Source organism: Streptomyces sp. NPDC001663 (assembly GCF_042893105.1).
In the GTDB taxonomy this organism is placed as follows: domain Bacteria; phylum Actinomycetota; class Actinomycetes; order Streptomycetales; family Streptomycetaceae; genus Streptomyces.
In genome coordinates this window covers 22,949-42,846 of record NZ_JBIAUR010000009.1, presented here as the reverse complement: position 1 = coordinate 42,846, position 19,898 = coordinate 22,949, and the positions used below count along the sequence as shown (strand labels likewise).

Annotated in this window: 19 protein-coding genes and 1 pseudogene; 10 read left to right on the top strand and 10 right to left on the bottom strand. The window is 70.0% G+C overall.

Features of this window, described 5'->3' with window-relative positions; translation table 11 throughout:
- Positions 1–19: 19 nt before the first annotated feature.
- Both ACFY1L_RS27940 and ACFY1L_RS27935 read right to left on the bottom strand, forming a co-directional pair.
- Positions 20–2,701 carry an exo-beta-D-glucosaminidase gene (locus ACFY1L_RS27940; RefSeq protein ID WP_388831077.1) on the bottom strand — a complete coding sequence of 894 codons (2,682 nt, stop codon included), beginning with the start codon at positions 2,699–2,701 and terminating at the stop codon, positions 20–22.
- 124 nt (positions 2,702–2,825) lie between these two features.
- The gene (locus ACFY1L_RS27935; protein ID WP_388830002.1) at positions 2,826–4,010 is read right to left on the bottom strand and encodes an ROK family protein; all 1,185 of its coding nucleotides are present in this window, start codon (positions 4,008–4,010) and stop codon (positions 2,826–2,828) included.
- A gap of 112 nt (positions 4,011–4,122) precedes the next feature.
- Between ACFY1L_RS27935 and ACFY1L_RS27930 the strand changes: the two genes are divergently transcribed.
- Positions 4,123–5,577 carry an APC family permease gene (locus ACFY1L_RS27930; RefSeq protein WP_388829999.1) on the top strand — a complete coding sequence of 485 codons (1,455 nt, stop codon included), beginning with the start codon at positions 4,123–4,125 and terminating at the stop codon, positions 5,575–5,577.
- A 148-nt stretch (positions 5,578–5,725) separates the two neighbouring features.
- The gene (locus ACFY1L_RS27925) at positions 5,726–6,241 is read left to right on the top strand and encodes a GNAT family N-acetyltransferase (RefSeq protein WP_388829996.1); all 516 of its coding nucleotides are present in this window, start codon (positions 5,726–5,728) and stop codon (positions 6,239–6,241) included.
- A 15-nt stretch (positions 6,242–6,256) separates the two neighbouring features.
- Here ACFY1L_RS27925 and ACFY1L_RS27920 read toward each other — a convergent pair.
- From ACFY1L_RS27920 to ACFY1L_RS27910, 3 genes and pseudogenes are all read right to left on the bottom strand, one after another.
- A pseudogene (locus ACFY1L_RS27920) lies at positions 6,257–6,460 on the bottom strand (hypothetical protein); the annotation flags it as partial.
- 518 nt (positions 6,461–6,978) lie between these two features.
- Positions 6,979–7,557, bottom strand: a complete 579-nt coding sequence (locus ACFY1L_RS27915) for a GNAT family N-acetyltransferase (protein ID WP_388829993.1) — start codon at positions 7,555–7,557, stop codon at positions 6,979–6,981.
- Positions 7,558–7,614: 57 nt separating this feature from the next.
- The gene (locus ACFY1L_RS27910) at positions 7,615–8,343 is read right to left on the bottom strand and encodes a hypothetical protein (protein ID WP_388829990.1); all 729 of its coding nucleotides are present in this window, start codon (positions 8,341–8,343) and stop codon (positions 7,615–7,617) included.
- 235 nt (positions 8,344–8,578) lie between these two features.
- Here ACFY1L_RS27910 and ACFY1L_RS27905 point away from each other — a divergent pair, with 235 nt between their 5' ends.
- Complete coding sequence (locus ACFY1L_RS27905; protein WP_388831075.1) at positions 8,579–9,349, top strand: ArsR/SmtB family transcription factor; 771 nt, start codon at positions 8,579–8,581, stop codon at positions 9,347–9,349.
- Between the two features lie 94 nt (positions 9,350–9,443).
- On the opposite strand, the gene ACFY1L_RS27900 is transcribed toward ACFY1L_RS27905, so the two are convergent.
- Both ACFY1L_RS27900 and ACFY1L_RS27895 read right to left on the bottom strand, forming a co-directional pair.
- Positions 9,444–9,887 carry an SPW repeat protein gene (locus ACFY1L_RS27900; protein WP_388829987.1) on the bottom strand — a complete coding sequence of 148 codons (444 nt, stop codon included), beginning with the start codon at positions 9,885–9,887 and terminating at the stop codon, positions 9,444–9,446.
- A gap of 250 nt (positions 9,888–10,137) precedes the next feature.
- Positions 10,138–11,511: a cryptochrome/photolyase family protein gene (locus ACFY1L_RS27895; protein ID WP_388829984.1), complete on the bottom strand. Its 1,374-nt coding sequence runs from the start codon at positions 11,509–11,511 to the stop codon at positions 10,138–10,140.
- Positions 11,512–11,667: 156 nt separating this feature from the next.
- On the opposite strand from ACFY1L_RS27895, the gene ACFY1L_RS27890 reads away from it, so the two are divergent.
- Complete coding sequence (locus ACFY1L_RS27890) at positions 11,668–11,832, top strand: hypothetical protein (RefSeq protein ID WP_388829981.1); 165 nt, start codon at positions 11,668–11,670, stop codon at positions 11,830–11,832.
- A 12-nt stretch (positions 11,833–11,844) separates the two neighbouring features.
- On the opposite strand, the gene ACFY1L_RS27885 is transcribed toward ACFY1L_RS27890, so the two are convergent.
- Positions 11,845–12,756 (bottom strand): LysR family transcriptional regulator, encoded by a 912-nt coding sequence (locus ACFY1L_RS27885; RefSeq protein WP_388829978.1) that lies wholly within the window; start codon positions 12,754–12,756, stop codon positions 11,845–11,847.
- Positions 12,757–12,894: 138 nt separating this feature from the next.
- Here ACFY1L_RS27885 and ACFY1L_RS27880 point away from each other — a divergent pair, with 138 nt between their 5' ends.
- The 6 genes from ACFY1L_RS27880 (at position 12,895) to ACFY1L_RS27855 (ending at position 18,469) form a co-directional block, all read left to right on the top strand.
- Positions 12,895–12,978, top strand: a complete 84-nt coding sequence (locus ACFY1L_RS27880; protein WP_356352894.1) for a putative leader peptide — start codon at positions 12,895–12,897, stop codon at positions 12,976–12,978.
- A 110-nt stretch (positions 12,979–13,088) separates the two neighbouring features.
- Complete coding sequence (gene sfnG, locus ACFY1L_RS27875) at positions 13,089–14,210, top strand: dimethylsulfone monooxygenase SfnG (protein WP_388829975.1); 1,122 nt, start codon at positions 13,089–13,091, stop codon at positions 14,208–14,210.
- 30 nt (positions 14,211–14,240) lie between these two features.
- Positions 14,241–15,458, top strand: a complete 1,218-nt coding sequence (locus ACFY1L_RS27870) for an acyl-CoA dehydrogenase family protein (protein WP_388829972.1) — start codon at positions 14,241–14,243, stop codon at positions 15,456–15,458.
- Positions 15,459–15,535: 77 nt separating this feature from the next.
- Complete coding sequence (gene ssuE, locus ACFY1L_RS27865) at positions 15,536–16,090, top strand: NADPH-dependent FMN reductase (RefSeq protein ID WP_388829969.1); 555 nt, start codon at positions 15,536–15,538, stop codon at positions 16,088–16,090.
- 5 nt (positions 16,091–16,095) lie between these two features.
- Positions 16,096–17,280, top strand: a complete 1,185-nt coding sequence (locus ACFY1L_RS27860; protein ID WP_388829966.1) for an SfnB family sulfur acquisition oxidoreductase — start codon at positions 16,096–16,098, stop codon at positions 17,278–17,280.
- A gap of 43 nt (positions 17,281–17,323) precedes the next feature.
- A complete protein-coding gene (locus ACFY1L_RS27855) occupies positions 17,324–18,469 on the top strand; it encodes an LLM class flavin-dependent oxidoreductase (RefSeq protein ID WP_388829963.1) in 1,146 nt (381 codons plus the stop codon).
- A gap of 7 nt (positions 18,470–18,476) precedes the next feature.
- Here ACFY1L_RS27855 and ACFY1L_RS27850 read toward each other — a convergent pair whose 3' ends face one another.
- Positions 18,477–18,815: a nuclear transport factor 2 family protein gene (locus ACFY1L_RS27850; RefSeq protein ID WP_388829960.1), complete on the bottom strand. Its 339-nt coding sequence runs from the start codon at positions 18,813–18,815 to the stop codon at positions 18,477–18,479.
- Positions 18,812–19,879, bottom strand: coding sequence for an acyl-CoA dehydrogenase family protein (locus ACFY1L_RS27845; protein WP_388829957.1), 1,068 nt, complete (start codon positions 19,877–19,879; stop codon positions 18,812–18,814). The genes ACFY1L_RS27850 and ACFY1L_RS27845 overlap by 4 nt, the downstream gene beginning before the upstream one ends.
- Between the last annotated feature and the right edge of the window lie 19 nt (positions 19,880–19,898).

Sequence of the window (19,898 nt, the reverse complement as noted above, 5' to 3'; positions counted from 1 at the left end):
CGCGCCGGGCCCCACGCGGTCATCGCGCCGATACCGTCCGCTCCGGCGTGTTCCAGCCGGAGACCCTGATGCGCGGCCCGGACCCGTGCAGATCCGAGGTCCGGTACGTGGCGGTGAGCGTCGCCGACTCGCCCGGCCACAGGCTGACCTCGTTGTCCGACCACCGCACCGGCAGCACCGGATCCCCCTTCGCATCCACCAGATGTACGTCGGTCAGCAGCGCCGGCGTCTTGCCGCTGTCCGTGTTGCGCAGGGTCACCGTCGTGGTGGACGTGCCGTCCGCCGACTCGGTCGAGGCCGTCGCGGTGACCGGCACCTGTGCCATCGAGCTCAGGCCCTTGAGGTCGGCGTAGCTCGTGGTCGGCGTGTAGTACCAGTCGGTGTTGGCCCAGTCGAGGGTGTCGGGCTTGGTGGACAGCCAGTAGACGTTTCGGCTGACCTCCTTGCCGGAGGCGTCGGTCACGGTCAGGCGCGCCAGATACGTCGTCGACAGACCGGTCACCGAGGCCGGCAGCGTGAGCGCCGTGCTGTGCGCGCCGTCGCCGCCCGCCTTCACGCCGGTGACTGTCTTGTCGTACTTCTGCGTGCCGTCGGGGTTGAACAGCGTTGCCCGGACCGTGAGTTGGGAGGCGGCCGCGTGCCGGTTGTTGACGACGGCCACCGAGCGGTCGCCGTAGGAGTACTGGACGTGCAGCGGTTCGTTCGCCTTCTTCGCCCCGAAGTAGGCACCGCCCTGGTCGAGGTAACGGTCCATCAGCTGCCAGTGCAGCGAGGTCCAGCCGCTGTTGAACATCCAGTACACGACTCCGGTGGAGGGCTTCGAGGAGTCGGTGGCGTTGCGTTCGTACGCCTCGAACTGGGCCCGGACGTTCTCGTACTGCGCGAGCTGCGCCTTGCGGACGTAGTCGGTCAGGCTCGTCGGGGCGCCGTAGCGGCCGGTGAGGGCGTTGTCGTAGAGCTTGAGGGTGCCGAAGGTCGACGACGGCGAGCGGTGGTACTGCTTGGCGTTCGGGTTCTTCCAGAGGGTGTCGAGTTCGGCCGGCGTCATCATGCGGCGCAGGGTGTCGAGGGTGGGGATGTCGGGGCCCGCGCTGGTCTCGGAGTTGAAGCCGGAAGCGCCGCCCTCGCGCTTCGCGTACCAGTAGTTCGGCGGGATCCAGTCGTAGGGGCCCGTCATCTTCATGCCTGAACTGCCCAGCTGCGGCGAGGAGTTGTCGGAGGCGGCAGGGACCACCGGGTTCGGCCAGTCCGCCGCCTTCAAGGCGTCGAGGTAGTTCTTCTCGATCGTCGCGTCGGGTGCGAAGTCGCTTCCGATCAGGAAGGAGATCACGCTCGGGTGGTCGCGCAGCCGGGCGGCCTCGGCGGCCATCGAGGCCTTGGCCACCGGGTAGTCGGCGGCGGTCCACTTGTCGCCTCTCTCGTCGCCGTTGACCTGGCCCTCCCACTTGTCGCAGCACTCCCAGCCCGGCAGGGTGAGGATGCCGTAGCGGTCGGCGAGGTCGAAGAACTCGTCGGGTTCCAGGTGGCCTTCGAGGCGGATGGTGTTCAGGCCGAGGTCGAGGGCGTACTTCAGCCGGTCCTCGACGTACGTCCGGTCCCAGCGCAGGAACTCGTCCGGCGACCAACCGCCGCCCTTGATCAGCAACTTGCGGCCGTTGATGCGGTACTGGCGGGCGCCGTCCGAGTCCAGCGGCGCCTGGACGTCACGGATACCGAAGGTCTCGTGCGCAGTGTCCGACGTGGTGCCGGAGACGGACGCGGAGAGGCTGAGGTCGTAGAGGGGCTGGCCGCCCATGCCCGCCGGCCACCACACCTTCGGCGAGGTCAGATGGAGGCCGGGCACGTCGAACGGGGTGAAGGTGACGGTCCTTGTCTCGTGTGCGGCCAGCGTGACGCTCTTCTCGAATGTCGTCGTGCCGATGCTGCCGGAGACCTTCGTCGTCACGGGGGCGTCGGAGTCGTTGCGCGCCTGGGCCTTGACCGTCAGGTCGGCCGAGGCCAGTGACGGCACATCCAGCTTGGTCACCACGTGCGCGTCGCGCAGGGCCACCGGCCCGCCGCGGCGCACCACGACGTCACGGACGATGCCCATGTTCTCGTCGGGCGGCGGCTGGAGCCAGTCGATCCAGCCCATGGTGAGGTTCTTGTTCGGGTCGTTGGGCTGGATGCGGAAGGCGACGGTGTTCGTGCCGGACCGGACGAGCGAGGAGACGTCCAGCTCGTGGTGGGTGTAGGCGCCGGAGACGTCCTTCGCCGCCGCGATCTGCTTGCCGTTGACGTAGACATCGGCCGCGGAGATCACGCCGCTGAAGTCGAGATACGTGCGCTCGGCGGTGTCCGTGACCGCGAAGTCGGAGCGGTACCACCAGGGCACCTGGAAGTCGGCCTTGGGGATCTTCTGCTGGTTCGTCGAGTAGAAGGGGTCGGCGTACACGCCGTTCGAGAGCAGGGCCGCGAGGACGGTGGAGCGGGGGCCGGCCGGATACCAGCCGGTCGCCGGGTAGCCGGGGGAGGAGACGTCCGCGGCCGGATCGGAGACCTTGGCCGTCGACTGGATGCGGTAGCCCGACAGGGCGGTCGTGCTGCCCGGCGCGGAGGAGACCCTGGTGGCGCGGGTGGGCGGGGTCGGCCCGCTGTCGTGCGCTCCGGCCCAGGCGCCGGTGGTGAGGGAACCCAACAGTCCCAGGACCACCGCGACCATGGCGAGACGGTGCCTGCTCACAGAGCCTCCAGCCTCATTGTAAAGTTAGGAAACTTTACTAACTCGAGGCAGGCTAGGGCGGTCCATGGACCATGTCAATCACCGTGCCCCGTGCGGGACTTGTTCAGGAAGCTGCCGACCGGCGCTCGAACACCACGTCCCGCGCGGTCCCGAGGGCCGTGGCCACCGCACCCAGGAGCACCGCGTCCTCACCGAGCCGGCTCGGAACGACCTTCGGTCGCAGCGGGGTCAGCGCCCGGACGTGGTCGCGCACCGGCTTCAGCAGCAGATCCACGCTGTGGCCCACCCCGCCTCCCAGGACCACGAGATCCGGATCGAGTACGGCTGCGGCCGCCGCCACTGTGTGGGCGATCCGCTCGCCCTCCAGCCGAACCGCCTTGACCGCGGCGTCGTTTCCCTGCCGCGCCGCGTCGAACACGGCCTTCGCGGTGAGCTGCCCGCTCATCCCGAACCGGCGCGCCGCCTCCACGACGGCCAGCCCCGACACCGCGTCCTCCAGTCGCTCAGGCTTGTGCTGCCCCGGCCACGGCAGGAACCCGATCTCCCCGGCCAGGCCGTGCGCCCCCGTGAACAGCCGCCCGTCACTGACCACGCCCATGCCGAGGCCGGTGCCGATCAGGATGTACGCGAACAGCCGACTGCCCGCGCCGACGCCGTACGTGTACTCGCCGAGCGCCGCCAGATTGGCGTCGTTGTGCACCTCCAGCGGGACGCCCAGCTCCTCGCGCATCCGGTCGAAGAGTCCGGCGCGCCCCCAGCCCGGCAGGTGCATCGCATACCGCACCCGGCGCTGCTTCTCGTCGTACACACCGGGTGTGCCGACCACCGCGTGCACCACCTCGTCCGGCGCCACGCCCGAACTCGTGACCACCTGGCGGGCCGTCGCCACCACCAGGTCCGCCATCGCGCCCGAGCTGCGGGCCCGGTTGCGCACGTCGGACCGGGCGACGACGGCGCCGTCCAGGTCGGCGACCGCCACCCGCAGCCAGCTGCGGCCGACGTCGATGCCGAGGGCGTAGCCGGCCGCCGGGTCCGGCGCGTACAGGACGGCGGTGCGGCCCCGCTCGGGGGCGTGGGTGCCGACCTCGTGCACGAGCCCGGCCGCCTCCAGTGAGGCGAGCGCGCTGGAGACCGTCGGCTTCGACAGACCGGTCTCGCGGGCGAGTTGGGCACGCGACGCGGCGCCGGCGGCGCGCAGCCGGTCGAGCAGCAGCCGCTCGTTGGTGGAGCGCAGCCGCTGACGGTTCCAGGGCTGTTCCTGCTGCGCTGCGACGTCACCGGCGGTCATCGCACCATTGTCACGCACGCGGACTCCCCTCTTGACGCATCAAGTAAGGCTCCTTAACTTTATCGGCCAGTCAAGCTCGCCGGGCGAGTCACGTCCCGCTTCAGGAGTCTCCATGTCCGGTAGTCCGCCACCAAGCGGTGGCTTCGTCCGTCGCGTCGCCCTGTTCCAGGCCACCGCCATCAACATGAGCCAGATGTGCGGCATCGGGCCGTTCGTCACGATCCCGCTGATGGTCGCCGCGTTCGGCGGTCCCCAGGCGGTGACCGGTTTCGTCGCAGGGGCGATCCTCGCCCTCGCCGACGGGCTGGTGTGGGCCGAGCTGGGCGCGGCGATGCCCGGTTCGGGCGGCAGTTACGTCTATCTGCGCCAGGCCTTCCAGTACCGCACGGGCCGGCTGATGCCGTTCCTGTTCGTCTGGACGGCGATGCTCTTCATCCCGCTGATCATGTCCACGGGTGTGGTCGGCTTCGTCCAGTACCTCGGCTATCTGGCACCCGACCTGACCCAGACCCAGGGCGACCTGATAGGCCTCGGCATCATCGCGCTCGTCGTCATGCTGCTGTGGCGGGGCATCGAGAACATCGCCCGGATCACGGCCGTGATGTGGGCGGTCATGATCACCTCGGTGGTCCTGGTCATCCTGGCCGCGGCGACGAACTTCAGCACACACCTCGCCTTCACCTACCCGGCACACGCCTTCGAGCTGGGCAGCAGCCACTTCTGGGTCGGTTTCGCGGCCGGCCTGACCATCGGCATCTACGACTACCTCGGCTACAACACCACCGCCTACATGGGCGCCGAGATCAAGGACCCCGGCCGCACGATCCCGCGCTCGATCGTCTTCTCGATCCTCGGCATCATGGCGATCTACCTGCTGCTGCAGATCGGCACGCTCGGAGTGATCGACTGGCACCGCATGACCGACGCGAACGACATCGCCTCCACCTCGGTGGCGTCCGCGGTCCTGGAGAAGACCTGGGGCAAGGGCGCGGCCGACACGGTCACCGTCCTCATCCTGATCACGGCCTTCGCCTCGGTCTTCACCGGCCTCCTGGGCGGCTCGCGCGTGCCCTACGACGCGGCCCGCGAGCGCGTCTTCTTCCGCCCCTACGCCAAGCTGCACCCCCGGCACCGCTTCCCGATGCTGGGCCTTGCCACCATGGGCGTGATCACCGCGATCGGCTTCCTGATCGGCCGGCACACCGACCTGGCGACCCTGATCCAGCTCCTGACGACGGTGATGGTGATCGTCCAGGCACTGGCCCAGATCATCGCGCTCACCGTGCTGCGCAGGCGCCAGTCGACACTGAACCGCCCCTACCGCATGTGGCTCTACCCGCTGCCGAGCATCGTCGCCTTCGTCGGCTGGTGCGTGATCTACGGCTACGCGGACAAGAACTCACCGGGCCGCCACCCCATCGAGTGGTCCCTGGCCTGGCTCGCCCTGGGGGGTGTCGCCTACGTCCTGTGGGCCCGCTTCGAGAAGGTGTGGCCGTTCGGCCCGAAGGAGATCTCGGAGGAGTACCTGACGCCCGCGGCACCCGATGCGGAGCCGGCGGGCGCGTGAAAGAGCCGGTGCAACTGCCGTACGTACGCTAGAGTTTGATCATTCATGAGGCCTCTCCGGCCGGGCATGCGTCCGCCGGGGAGGCTTTTCTCATGCCCGAAAACCGGTCGGCGTCTTCCAGGAGACCGGTTCCGTACCGAGGAGTTCCATGTCCGATGTGACCGTCCGCCCCGCCACCGCCGAAGACCGTCCCGTCCTGGAGCGGTTGTGGCTGATGTTCCGCCATGACCTGTCGGGCTTCATGGGCGTACTGCCCAATCCCGACGGGACGTTCCGCAGCGACCGACTCGACTCGGCCCTCACCGAGGCAGGTTGGGCGCCGTACCTCTTCCTCCGCGACGAACGGCCGGTCGGATTCGCGTTCGTCCGGAGCCTCGACGGTCCGACACGCGTACTGAACAGCTTCTTCGTGGTCCGCGGGGCACGACGGGAAGGCATCGGGCTCACGGCGCTGCGCGCGGTCGTCCTCCGGCATCCCGGCCGGTGGGAGATCGCCTTCCAGTACGACAACGAGCCCGCCGTCCGCTTCTGGCGCCGAGCCGCCACCGAACTCGTCGGTGAGGCCTGGTCGGAGGAGACGCGGCCGGTACCGGATCGGCCCGACCTTGCGCCGGACGTGTGGATCTCGTTCCGGGTCGGGCCGGGGGTGAAGGACGGCGCCTGAGGGCCCTCCGGTCGATCAAGTCGGCCCTGATTCTCGAGAATTGGCACCGCCCGAGGCCCACGGGGCCCGATCGCCCGACCAGTCGCCGATCGGCTTGCGGTAGCGCACGTACTCGTTCTTCCGCCGGAAGCCACGCTCTCGCACAGGTCGTAGGAGCGGTGTCGCCGTCCCGGTGTACAGGCGGGCGGTCACCGCGCCGTGCCGGCGCAGGCATCGCAACCGTTCCTATCGTGATTGGCCACTGTTGGCCGAATCAATGCAAACCGGATCGGTGATCCGGTGACCTTGCGAACGGTCTTCGAGGTCGGGGAACAGCACGAGCTGGTCACCTTGGCGCAGTCGGGTCTTGTCGCCCCCGTTTGGCGTGCCCGCTGTCCTGGGTGGGCTCGTGGCCCTGCGTGGCATGGGAACGAATACGGTCTGGCCAGTAGCTCTCCGTCGAGCGATCCTCTGGTCGCTGGCGGTCACACTTGGCCGACGCCGAATTCTGTGTCCCAGGCCACGCCTGCCGATAGTCACTGCGGCACCATGGTGCCGAGTGACCGTGGTCTGCGATCTCCGCTTGCGCCAACCAGAGATCCTTGACGAGTTGGTCCAGCACCGGACCGGCTGAAGTGTCGTCACCGCTCGGCCGTGCGACCGTGCCCTTCTCGACCTGTGAGGCAAGGAGACAACAGCGCCGGCCGCGCGCTTCCCCAGGATCCCATGGGACGAGTCTCTCAACATGACTTCGCCGCTCAGTGAGTGGTGCGCAGACTCCAGGTCCGCAGTGTGACCGTGCGGCCCCGGGACTCGCGCACCACCGGTGGATCGTCCGTGAGCGCGAAGCCGGACGACCGGGCCACCGCCTGGCTCGCTGCGTTCTCGGCGTCGATGCACAACACCACGCGCCGGGGCCCGAGTTCCGCGAGGGCGTGGTCGGTGATCAGGCGCACCGCGCGGACGGCCAGGCCCTGGCCGCGGTGGGCGGCTCCGACGCCGTAGGCCAGTTCCACGTCCCGGGTGTCGGCCTTGCTGGGGAACAGGAGCACTTCGCCGAGGGGGTGGAGGCCGTCCGTCGTGATGGCCAACTGCAGCTTGTTTCCGGACGACTTGGCCTCCCGGGCCGCGGCGAGGTACGCGTGGGCGGCCTGGGCGTCGAAAGGGGATGCCACCGGTGTCCAGCGGGCGATCTCGGGATCGTCGTAGAGCGTGACCAGTTGAGGGATGTCGGCGTCCGACCACTCGCGCAGTCGGATGCCGTACCCCTCCAGTGGCAAGGTCGCCGGCGGGAAGGCGAAACTCCCCTTGCTCCCGTTACTCCCGATGTTGTCCATGTGTTGATCCTGCCGCGGGTGCGGGATCGGTCCAAGGGGGCGTCCGCGTCGGTGGGGTCAGGTCGTGGTCGTCGGCGTGTCGGACCCGCTCGGCGCGGTGGTGGCCGGCGTGTCCGGGGTAGCCGGCGCGAGTGGGGCCGGCGTGTCGGTCTCGTCGGGCTGCGGGGTCGGGTCCGGGGCGGGGGTGTCGTCGACCCACGAGCTCAGCCTGCCGTCCGGCTGCAGGGTGACGTGCAGGCCGTTGTTCTCGCCGTAGGCCGCGCGGCCGTTGGCGACGAGGGTGTCGAGCTTCGTGCCGTGGGCGTAGATGTCGGCCTCGTAGTGGTTGGCCGAGATCCTGTAGAGCTTCGCCGTGGACGAGCCGTCCGCCAGCGGCGCGGTGGAGACCAGGACCCGCTTGACGACCGGCTTCGGCTTGGCGCGCTCGACCCACGACGTGACCTTGCCGTTCGGGTGGAGGGCGATGTGCAGGCCGTTGTGGTTGGCGTGCGCGGTCCTGTGCTTGGCGGTCATCGTCCCGTACTTGAGGCCCTTGGCCCAGATCTCCGCCTCGTAGCGGTGCTTGCCGGTCTTGAAGACTTTCGCCTTGGAGACCCGGTCCGCGAGCTTCACCGTCTTCACGTAGACCCGATTGGTCTTCTGGCAGTGGCCGTTCGCGTGCGAGGCCGACGCGACGGTCCGGGCCTCGGGTGCCGGCTGGGCGAAGGCGCCGGCGGCCGAGACGCCGAGGGCGGCGGTGACGCCGGCGGCGACGAGGGCGGTACGCAGGGTGCGGGGAGCACGCATCAGTGAGCTGTCCTTCGGCGGTGGTTCGTGATTACGCATTCGAAGTTACGGACCGTTGATGAAGGGGTCCCATACGTCGTGTAACAGCCATGCAGAACAAATGGCTCGAAACGGTCGATAATTTCCCGCTCAACGGCCTCCAGAGGCGAAGAAGTGCGGCGTGAGCCCCTCCGGCATTGACATGCAAGTAATTGCCTGCATAACGTTGAGTGTGCAATCAGAGAGCGACTCCGAGATGGACAAGGTCTTCAAGGCGCTGGCCGACGAGACGCGCAGACGGCTGCTGGACCGGCTGCACGAGCACAACGGCCAGACGCTCGGCGAGCTGTGCGAGCGCATCGCCATGACCCGTCAGTCCGTCACCCAGCACCTGGCCGTTCTGGAGGCCGCCAACCTGGTCAGCACCGTGCGGCGGGGGCGGGAGAAGCTGCACTACCTCAATCCGGTCCCGCTCCACGAGATCCAGGAGCGGTGGATCGACAAATTCGAGCGCCCGCGCCTGAGCGCGCTCAGTGCCGTGAAGCGACGAGCCGAGGAAACCACCATGAGCGACAAGCCCACATTCGTGTACGTCACCTACATCCGCAGCACACCCGAGAAGGTCTGGGACGCGCTCACCGACGCGGACCTGACCGCCGCCTACTGGGGCCACAGCAACGTCTCGGACTGGCAGCGCGGCTCACGCTGGGAACATGTCCGTACGGACGGCTCCGGCATCGCCGACGTGGTCGGCACCGTCGTGGACAGCGAGCGTCCGACCCGTCTGGTCACCACCTGGGCCGCACCGGAGCACGAGGGGCAGGAGGACAGGCACTCCCGCGTCACCTTCGACATCCGGCCGCACGAGGACATCGTCCGCCTGACCGTGACCCATGAGGACCTCTACGACGAGGGCGAGCTCGGCGACGTCTCCGGCGGCTGGCCGGCGGTGCTGTCGAACCTCAAGTCGCTCCTGGAGACCGGCAGTCCGCTGCCGCAGGAGCCGTGGCTGGTCCCCGGCCACTGAGGGGCGCAGGGGCCACGGGGACAAGGGACGGCCGGTCCGCGCAGGTTGCGGACCGGCCCGCTGTAGTCCCTTCGTGCGGTGCTGTGCGGTGTGCCTACGGCGTGGGGGCGCTCCTCGCCGCCGTGCCGGCGCACATCAGTCCCAGGATCACGGCGAGCGCGCCGATGATGATGTTGTTGAGGGCCACACCGGTGTCCGGGCTGTCGCCGACGACCCACGGCGCGATGATCATCCAGATGCCCATCGCGCAGAACGCCCAGCTGAGGCCGTACATGCGCTCAGGTGCCCGGGTGAACCCGAGGCCCAGCAGACCGATCGCGATACCGACGATCAGGTTGTGCGTCACGAGTGCGGGCTGACTCGTCGTGTAGTGGAGTATCCACGGAGATACGGCGCAGTACAGACCGAGCAGAAAGACCGGTCCGTCCACGAGCGCCACATCACGACCGCCGAGCATGCGGGCGTAGCGGTCCCGCATTTCGGAAACATCAGGGTGAGTGGTTATGTCACCTCTGCTGGTGGGCGAGACGTTGGCCATGTTCGTCTCCTTTGACTCGCAGGCCTGACCGCGTCTGGTGCGGTATGCGGTAAGCGCCGCGTACCTATATTCTGCGCTTATTTCATCTTTATGTGTAGTGGTCGACGGGCTCGCTGGGGCGTCAGGGCGCCCCTGAGGCAGCCCGCGTGCGTCCTGCTGCAGCCGGCATCGCAGCCGGTGCAGGCCCCGCCGTGTATGGCTCTTGACCAACGGCCTTCCCTGACCGGATCTCAGCGGCTCCGGCCGGCCCTCATTCAAGACGCCGCGCCCGCCGGAACCGGCCGAGCCCCTCCGCAAGGTCGACGATCGGTTCCGGATAGTCGACGCCAGCCCGCTCCGCGCCCCGCAGTTTCCATGGCTCATGCACGAACGGCCTCTCCAGCCCGGCCAGTTCGGGCACCCAGCGCCGTACGTACGCGCCGTCCGGGTCGTACCGCTTCGCCTGGGCGACGGGGTTGAGGACCCGGTTGGGCCGGGTGTCGGTGCCGGTCCCTGCCACCCACTGCCAGTTGAGCTGGTTGTTGGCGAGGTCGCCGTCCACCAGCAGGTCGAGGAAGTGCCGGGCGCCGACGCGCCAGTCGACGTACAAGGTCTTGGTGAGGAAGCTCGCCGTCAGCAGCCGCCCGCGATTGTGCATCCAGCCCTCGCGCTCCAGCTGGCGCATCGCCGCGTCGACCAAGGGGTAGCCGGTGCGGCCCGCCCGCCAGGCCGCCACGTCCTCCCATGCCTCGGCGTCGGAACGCCAACTGTCGTGTCGTGTGCGGTAGTCGGCGGTGGCCGCCGTCGGGCGTGCGGCCAGGACCTGGCGGTGGAAGTCGCGCCAGGCGAGCTGGCGTACGAAGGCAGCGGCGCCCGGGCCGCCCGTGTGCCGCGCGCAGTGGACGAGTTCGACGGGGGAGAGGGTGCCGAAGTGCAGGTGGGGCGAGAGCCGGGAGGTCGCGTCCGCGGCCAGGTCGTCGTGGCCGGTGTCGTAGGAGGTGATGCCGGAGCGCAGCCAGGCCGTGAGCCGGGCCCTGGCCTCCGTCTCGCCGCCCCTGGCCAGTCCCGCCGAGAGTCGGGACAGGCCGTCGCGGCTCGGTAGCGGCTCGGAACCGATGCCGTCGGGCACGCGTACCGTGCGCGGCGCGGCGAGCGCGTCGCGCAGCGGCTGCCTCGACCAGTGGCGGAAGTACGGCGTGAAGACGGCGAAGTGGTCCGAGGCCGCCGGCGTCACCGTGCCGGGCGCGACCGCCGTCGTCACCGTGTCGTGGACATGCAGTCGGCGCCCCTCCGACTCCAGGGCCCGGCGCAACCGGTCCTCCCGCCGTCGGGCGTAGGCGCTGACGTCGGCCGCCAGGTGCACCTCGTCGGCGTCCGCCTCGGCGGCCACCCGGCACACCTGGTCGACGGCGTCACCGGAACGGACCACGAGACGCCCGCCCCGTTCACGCAGGCCCGCGTCCAGGTCCCGCAGACAGTCCGCGAGGAACGCCAGCCGGTTGGGCGCGGCGAAACCGGCGTCCGTGATGGCCTGGTCGCGCACGAACAAGGGCACCACCAGGCGTGCACCGTCGAGGGCCGCCCGCAGCGGCGGGTGGTCGTGCAGGCGCAGGTCGGAAGTGAACAGGACGACCGAGGCGTTCAAGGTGCGACTCCCGGGAGGGGAAACAGAGGCTTCAGTCTGCTTCCGGTGCGGACCGGCAGACGGATGCAGCGCGCCGGGACATGTCTGCGTCGATCGCGGGCATGCGCACCATGGAGGAGTCGTAACCGCAAGTCGCAGGTGGAGGTGGCTGCCGCTATGGGCGCGAAGGTGTTGGAGCGGTTTCCTGCGGGAGCTCCGCGCGGATCGTGGCCGGCGGAGGAGTACGCAGCCAGGCGCCGCGCCGAGGGGCAGCCCGCGACGGTGATCATGGACCTCAAGTCGGACGCGTTCCTCGTGGTGGTGCCCGCCGACGACGACTGACCCGACCCGCGGTCACGCCAGGGTGCCGCCCAGCTCGCGCGCCCTGCGTACGAACACCTCATGGAGGTCCTGCGTCGCCCGCGGCACCGACTCGGCGCGGCGGCGCTGCAGCATCAGCAGCACCCGGGTCGTGTCGTCGGCGATCGGCCGGTAGGTGATCGTGCCCTGCCGCTCCAGCGGATCCCCGATCACGCTGAAATCCGGCAGGACCGTCGCGCCCAGGCCCTCGGCGACCATCAGCTTGCCCATCTCGGCGCCGTCGGTGGAGTAGGAGAAGGCCGGGCCGCGGCCGTGCAGGAACCGGTGCACGTAGCGGTTCATGACGTAGCCGGAGCGCATCGCGATCACGGGCTGGGCCAGAAGGTCGTCCGCCGTCACCGTGGTGAGGGAGGCGAGCGGGCTGTCGGGGCGCACGCACACCACCGGCCGCCCGCTCAGCAGTTGCGTGGACTCGAAGCCGGCGGGCACGTCGTCGCCGTCCAGGTGGTTGACCAGACCGAGGTCGAACCCGCCCTCCGACAGGGCTCGGTGGATCTCCGTCTGCTGGGCTGCGACGACCTCGACCTGTGTGAGCGGGTGCGCGGACCGGAACTCCCGGACGACCGGGATCAGCAGGGGCACCGTCGCCGCGTTCACCGTGCCGACGCGCACCATGCGGCTGATGCGGTGCTGTTCGCCGGCCGCCGAGCGCAGCCGGTCCACCGCGTCCAGCACATTGATGATGTGCGGCAGCAGTTCCCGGCCCTCCGTACTCATCGTCGCCCCGGACCGTTTGCGTTCCAGGAGGTCGACTCCCAGCTCGCGTTCCAGGTTCCGCACCGTCTCGCTCAACGCGGGCTGGGAAAGGCGCAGTTCCTCCGCGGCCCGGCGCAGTGAACCGAGCCGGGTCACGGCCGCTATGTATTCCAGTTGTTCGGTCCGCACGCCCAGCAGAATGCGGCTCGTTTCACGGCGGGTTCAAGGGTTTCCCTGTCACACGTTCGTGAAATTCAATGGTCCGCGATACGAGACCGGTCGGGTTTTCCTTGACGGTCCTCGCCGCCGACTGTCACGATCGACGGCATGAAGATGCGACTGGACCTCACGCGGCGACGCCATGTCGACCTCGCGCGCGTCTCCAGCGCCTCCTGTTGCCCCGCGGCCTGATCAACTCTCGGCGATCCGCCGCGCCTTTCTTTGTTTCATGCTGAATTCATCGCGTCTGCGCGCCTATTGAGTTCGGCATGCCCCAAAACATTCCGCAACAGGAGTTCCGCATGCCCGCAGAGCCCGTGAAATTCGCCTACTGGGTCCCCAACGTCAGCGGGGGGCTGGTCACCAGCAAGATCGAGCAGCGCACCGACTGGGGATACGAGTACAACCGCGAACTCGCCGTCCTCGCCGAGAACAACGGCTTCGACTACGCCCTCAGCCAGGTCCGCTACATGGCCAGCTACGGCGCCGAGTACCAGCACGAGTCCACCAGCTTCAGCCTCGCCCTGCTGCTCGCCACCCAGCGCCTGAAGGTCATCGCCGCCGTCCACCCCGGCCTGTGGCACCCCGGCGTCCTCGCCAAGCTCGGCGCCACCGCCGACCACCTCTCGAACGGCCGCTTCGCCGTCAACGTCGTATCGGGCTGGTTCAAGGGCGAGTTCACCGCCCTGGGTGAGCCCTGGCTGGAGCACGACGAGCGCTACCGCCGCTCGGAGGAGTTCATCCGCGCGCTGCGCCAGATCTGGACCGAGGACCACACCGAACTCGCCGGTGACTTCTACCGGTTGCGCGACTTCTCCCTCAAGCCCAAGCCGCTCAACACCCCCGAGCGCCCCCACCCGGAGATCTTCCAGGGCGGCAACTCCACCGCCGCCCGCGCGATGGCCGGCCGGGTCTCCGACTGGTACTTCTCCAACGGCAAGGACTTCGACGGAGTCACCGAGCAGTTCAACGACGTACGCAAGTCCGCCGCCGAAGTCGGCCGCAGGGCACCGAAGTTCGGCCTCAACGGCTTCCTCATCGCCCGTGACACCGAGGCCGAGGCGCGCGAGACGCTCCGTGAGATCGTCGCCAAGGCCGACACCGAGGCCGTCGAGGGGTTCGGCGCGGCGGTGAAGCAGGCCGGGCAGTCCACGGCCGACAAGAAGGGCATGTGGCAGGACTCCTCCTTCGAGGACCTCGTCCAGTACAACGACGGCTTCCGTACGGGGCTCATCGGCACCCCCGAGCAGATCGCGGAGCGCATCGTCGCCTACCGCAGGCTCGGCGTCGACCTCCTGCTGCTCGGCTTCCTGCACTACCACGAGGAGGTCGAGTACTTCGGCAAGCGTGTGCTGCCGCTCGTGCGCGAACTGGAGGCCCAACTCCCGGACACCGAGCCCGAGTCCGTCCCCGTCCACGCCTGAGCGCCCGCACCGCGAAGGAGGCCGTACGACATGAGCACCGCCACGCCCACCGACTGGACCACCCGCCCCGCCCCGCAGACCGCCCAGGACTGGATCGCCCGCGCCGCCGAGGTCGCCGCCGTCCTGGCCACCGACGCCGCCGAGCGCGACCGCGCCGGAGCCACCCCGTACGCCGAGGTCCAGCTGCTGAAGGACGCCGGCCTGGTCACCCTGCTCGGCCCCACCGAGCACGGCGGCGGAGGCCAGGACTGGCCCACCGCCTACCGTGTCGTCCGCGAGGTCGCCAAGGCCGACGGTTCCATCGGCCAGCTCCTCGGCTACCACTACCTCTGGTTCTGGGCCGCCCGCCTGGTCGGCACCCGCGAACAGTGGGAGCACGTCGAGGCCGAGGCCAGCCGGGGCCGCTGGTTCTTCGGCGGGGCCGTCAACCCGCGCGACAAGGACGTGACCGTCACCGAGGACGGCGACGACCTGCTGTTCACCGGCCGCAAGTCCTTCTCCACCGGCAGCAAGGTCTCCGACGTCACCGTCCTCGAAGGCGTCCTGGAGGGCACCGACCAGCACGTCTTCGCGATCGTGCCCTCCGACAGCGAGGGCCTGACCTTCCACGACGACTGGGACAACATCGGCCAGCGGCTCACCGAGAGCGGCGGCGTCACCCTCGACCGGGTGCGCACTCCCTGGTCCTCCGCGGCCGGCTACGTCGACAGGCAGTTCCGGCCTCGCACGTACAACACCCTCAACGTCCCCACCATCCAACTCGTCTTCGTCAACTTCTACCTGGGTATCGCGGGCGGCGCCCTGGAGGCGGCGGCCACCTACACCCGCACCAAGGCGCGGTCCTGGCTGCACGGCGGCCACGAGCGCGCGGTCGACGAGCCGTACGTCATCGACACCTACGGCGACCTCACTGCGAAACTCTGGGCGGTCGAGGCGCTGGCCGACGCCGTCGCCGCCGAGGGGCAGAAGCTGCACGACGATCCCGACGCCGTCACCGAGCAGTCCCGCGGCGACTTCGAGGTGCGGGTGGCGGCCGTCAAGGCCCGTGCCACCGACGTGGCCCTGGAGATCGCGAACCGCATCTTCGAGGTGACGGGTGCCCGCTCCACCGCCTCCGCCGAAGGCCTCGACCGGTTCTGGCGCAACGTCCGCACGCACACCCTGCACGACCCCGTCGCCTACAAGCGGCGCGAGGTCGGCCGCTGGGTCCTCGAGGGCGAACTGCCCGAACCCACCTGGTACTCCTGACCGCTTCCCCGGGGGCGCCCGCCGCGCGCGGGCGCCCCGCCTCCTCGCAACGAGGACGCATTCCCGAAAGAGGACCCATGGCCACCGTCCTGTCCGTCTCCGGCAGCCCCTCCGCCTCCTCCCGCACCAACCGTCTGCTGCGCCACCTGGACAAGCGGCTGATCGCACAGGGTCACGAGGTGATCCCGCTCGACGTCCGCACCATTCCGGCCGAGGCCCTGCTCGGCGCGGACTTCAAGCACCCCGCGATCGTCGAGGCCACCGAACTGTTCGCGCAGGCCGACGGCGTCGTCGTCGGCACCCCCGTCTACAAGGCGTCCTACTCCGGGGTCCTCAAGGCGCTGCTTGACCTGCTCCCGCAGTATGCGCTGGCCGGCAAGACCGTGCTGCCGCTGGCCACCGGCGGCTCCACCGCCCACGTCCTGGCCATCGACTACGCGCTGCGCCCGGTCCTCAGCTCCATGGGCGCCGGCCACATCGTGCAGGGCTGGTTCACCCTCGACAAGGACATCACCGTGCACGAGGACGGCTCGCTGACCGTCGCGCCGCCCGCCACCGAGGCCCTCGCCCAGGTCGTCGACCAGTTCTCCACGGCCCTGGTCCGCACCCCGCTCCTGGCCGCGGCGAGCTGAGCGCCGTGAACGCCCACGTCATCGCCGACGACGCGGAGGCCCTCGCCGTCGCGGGCGCCCTGGCCGAGGAATTCCGGGCCGGCGCCTGCGCCCGGGACACCGAACGCAGGCTCCCGCGCGAGGAGTTGGACCGGCTGTCCGCCTCCGGACTGCTCGCCGTCACCGTCCCCGCCGAGCACGGCGGCGCCGACGTCACCGCGCCGACCCTCGCCGAGATCTTCCGGCTGCTCGCCGCGGCCGACGGCAGCCTCGCCCAGATCCCGCAGAGCCACTTCGCCTACGTCAATGTGATCCGCCGTCAGGGCACCGAGGAGCAGCGGAAGTTCTTCTTCGCCGAGCTGCTCGCCGGCCGCCGCTTCGGCAACGCCCAGTCCGAGGCGGGCACCAAGCACGTCCAGGACATCCGCACCCGGCTGCAACCGCAGCCGGACGGCTCGTACCTCCTCACCGGCGTCAAGCACTACTCCACCGGGGCCCTCTTCGCCGACTGGATCCCGGTACTGGCCCGCGCCGACGACGACAAACTCCACGTCGCCTACGTCCCCGCGGACGCCCCCGGCCTCACAGTCATCGACGACTGGGACGGCCTGGGCCAGCGCACCACCGCCAGCGGCACCGTCCGCCTCGAAGACGTCCCGGTGCCGGGCGACCGTGTCCTGCCGCACCACCTCACCTTCGAGGGACCCCAACTCCACGGCGCCGTCGCCCAGTTGCTGCACGCCGCGATCGACACGGGCATCGCGGCGGGCGCCCTCGCCGAGGCCGCCGAGTTCGTCCGCACGAAGAGCCGGCCCTGGTTCGAGAGCGGAGCCGAAACGGCCGCCGAGGACCCGCTGCTGATCCAGCGCTTCGGTGAACTCGCCCTGCAGGTACGGGCGTCGGAGGCGCTGCTGCGCGAGGCCGCCCGCGCGGTCGACGCGGCGCGCGCCGACCTCACGGACGACACCGCGGCCGAGGCGTCCATCGCGGTCGCCGCGGCGAAGGTGCAGGCCGCGCAGACGGCGGTCGAGGTGGCGAGCGCCCTGTTCGAGGTGTCCGGCACCCGGTCCGCGCTCAACTCCCTCAACCTGCACCGGCATTGGCGCGACGCCCGCACCCACACCCTGCACGACCCGACCCGCTGGAAGATCCAGCACATCGGCCGGTACGTGCTGAACGGCACGCGGCCGCCCCGCCACGGCCTCCTCTAGCGCGATCCGCGACACCAGCGACACCTCTGATCGGAGACCCCACGTGTCCCTCACCTTCCACTGGTTCCTCCCCACCAACGGCGACAGCCGCCACGTGGTCGGCGGCGGCCACGGCACCCCCGCCACCGTCTCCGGACGGGACCGGCCGCCGACGGTGGCCTACCTGAGCCAGATCGCCCGCGCCGCCGAGGACCTGGGCTTCGTCGGCGCGCTCACCCCGACCGGCGCCTGGTGCGAGGACGCGTGGCTGACCACCGCCATGGTCAGCCAGAACACCGAACGCCTGAAGTTCCTGGTCGCCTTCCGCCCCGGCTTCGTCTCGCCGACGCTCGCCGCCCAGATGGCCTCCACCTTCCAGCGGCAGAGCGGCGGACGCCTGCTCCTCAACGTCGTCACGGGCGGCGAGAGCCACGAGCAGCGGGCCTACGGCGACTTCCTCGACAAGGACGCCCGTTACCGCCGTACCGGCGAATTCCTCGAAATCGTACGGGGATTGTGGGAGGGCAAGACCGTCGACCTGCACGGCGAGCACCTCCAGGTCGAGGACGCCAAGCTGGCCCGCGTGCCCGACCCGGTCCCCGAGGTGTACTTCGGCGGGTCCTCGCCCGTCGCCGGGGAGGTCGCGGCCAAGTACGTCGACACCTACCTCACCTGGGGCGAGCCGCCCGCGCAGGTCGCCGAGAAGATCGCCTGGATCCGGGGGCTCGCGGCCGAGCAGGGGCGCACCCTGCGCTTCGGCATCCGGCTGCACGTCATCACCCGCGACACCTCCGAGCAGGCGTGGGCGGAGGCCGACCGGCTCCTCGCGGGCTTCGACCCGGAGACCGTGAAGTCCGTGCAGGCCGGGCTCGCCCGCAGCGAGTCCGAGGGACAGCAGCGGATGCTCGCCCTGCACGGCGGCGGCAACCGCGACGGCCTCGAGATCCACCCCAACCTCTGGGCCGGCATCGGCCTGGTACGCGGCGGCGCGGGCACCGCCCTGGTCGGCAGCCACGACGAGGTCGCCGAGCGGATCAAGGAGTACCACGCCCTCGGCATCGACGAGTTCGTCCTGTCCGGCTACCCGCACCTGGAGGAGGCGTACTGGTTCGGCGAGGGCGTGCTTCCGCGCCTGGCCGCGCAGGGGCTGTGGCAGCACCCGTTCGGCAACCTGGCCGTGCCCTCGGCGCAGGTGCCGTTCGCGAGCTAGTGGTATGTCACACGCCACCGCCGAAGAAGACCTGCACCTCCCGAATGAGCCCGTCCCGGACGGTGATCGCCTCGACATTGCGATACCGGCCGCCAGTCGTGAGCTCGTACTCGTAGTGGACGAGTACGAGCTCCTCGTCGGCCGGCACGACATGCAGCAGCCGCTGCTCCGCGAACCGGTCCGCGGTCGGGAAACACCGCTCGAAGAAGGCCGCCTTGTCGATGTGGTCGTCCCGCGGACTGGTGAAGGTGAAGCCGTCGGCGTAGAGCGCGTAAGCCGCCTCGCGGTCCTGTGACCGGTAGTGCCGGAACGCCTCTTCGACGACGTCGGTCGGACTCTTGATCATGAGGACTCCCGGATCTCCGTGAGTGCGTCGAGGTGCGCCCGCCGCACCACCGACGTCTGCCCCTGCACCAGCAGGAACATCCCCTCGCGGGCCAACCGCTGGGCAGGATGGCCCACATCCATGGTGCGGCCGCCACCGGCCACGACCGCCGCGGTCGTGGCCGCACGCATGAGGTCGTACGACCGCGTCTTGAGCGCCAGCCGTTCCTCGACGTGCTCGTGGGGGACCGGGTGGTCGGCCAGCTCGTACGCCTGCCGCCGCACCTCGTCGAGGCGGTCGCGCAGCGGCCGGGCCGTCTGTGCCTCCCCGGCTTCCTCCAGCACGCGGAGCGCTGCGTACGCCACCCCGAAGACGGCGGGGGAGGTGTTCGTGCTGCGGGGCAGGTCGATGAGGGCGAACTTCTCCTGCGGGGTGCGCAGTACCACGCTCTCCTCGGGCAGCCGCAGGCCGTCCAGCTGCAGGGAGACCGTACGGGCGGCGGTGAGCGCCGCCAGCCGCATCGGCTGCGAGGCGCGCAGCCCCGGCTGCTCGCGCGCGTCGGCGAACGCGAACACGATCTCGTCCGAGTCGGTCACGCCCGCGAGCAGCATCACGTCGTTGAGGCCCCACCCCGTGTACCAGGGCACGGTGCCGTCGAACCGCCAGCCGTCCCGCTCCGCCGTGGCCCGCACGGGGACGCGGGGGAAGGCGCGGACGTGGGCGTAGGCGATGCCGGCCAGCAGTTCGCCGGACGCCAGCGGGCGCAACATCCGCTCCCGTACGGGGAGTTGGGACTTCGCCAGCAGCCGCACCGGAGTGTGGTGCTGGGTCTGTACGAACCAGGTCGAGCAGCACGCCCCGGCCAGGATCTCCTGGACCTCCCGCGCCACCGAGTCGGGGGCGCCCGCACCGCCGTACTCCTTGGGCGCACTCACCCCGAGCAGCCCCGACCGCCTGACGGCCTCGATGTGGCTCGCGGGCACGCCCTCCTGGTCGACGCGCTCCGCGTGCGGGGCGAGGAGGTCGTCGGCGAGGGCGCGGGCCGTGGCGACGAGCGGATGCGGTGCGGCGGTCTCGGCGGTCATGGACAAGATTCTCCCGATC